This is a genomic window from Vibrio sp. 10N.222.55.B11, assembly GCF_041473705.1.
GTDB lineage: Bacteria > Pseudomonadota > Gammaproteobacteria > Enterobacterales > Vibrionaceae > Vibrio > Vibrio crassostreae_C.
This window is the reverse complement of sequence record NZ_JBFRST010000116.1, coordinates 1-486: the sequence shown is the minus strand read 5'-3', so window position 1 is coordinate 486 and position 486 is coordinate 1. Positions and strand designations below refer to the sequence as shown.

Sequence of the window (486 nt, the reverse complement as noted above, 5' to 3'; positions counted from 1 at the left end):
TTTCTTCTTATCCTCCAGTGTTAAATACACTTGTCTTGCCGCTTGCTCTGTCGGATGGTCTTTGGTGTAAGAAAACTCAGGTCTTTCGAGCAGCAGCGCTTTAAAGGTCATGCCTAATTGGTCGGTTTGGTCCGTGATAAAATGATTTAACGCTAAAAACTTCGCGAGCTTGTCTTTATCTTTGGGATGAATGGCCGCGTCGTTTTGCGCTTCAATATGCACAGAGTGAAACCAGGCCATCTGTTCGGTCGCCGATAACGTTTTAGGGCTTGATACGGTGGTTTGAGTGTTGCTTGGTAGCGGCTTAGGTTTGGGCGTTACGGGCATTGCCTTTGGCTCGTTGTACCAGCGCCACCCAGGAGGGGTTTCTTGAGCAAGAGCTGGATGGAGGGGAGTAAGCAGCGCTAGGGTAATGACGCAAAGCAGAGGTTTTTTCATCATCATAGACCTTGATTCCGTGGAGGCGGTTATCCGCCCGTGGCACTT

1 protein-coding gene is annotated in these 486 nt (G+C 49.4%); it reads right to left on the bottom strand.

Translation table 11 applies throughout. The features are described 5' to 3' along the window. Positions 1-444 (bottom strand): conjugal transfer protein TraF (gene traF, locus AB4503_RS25105; RefSeq protein ID WP_372115886.1); only part of this gene is annotated, 444 nt, incomplete at its 3' end. Positions 445-486 lie beyond the last annotated feature (42 nt).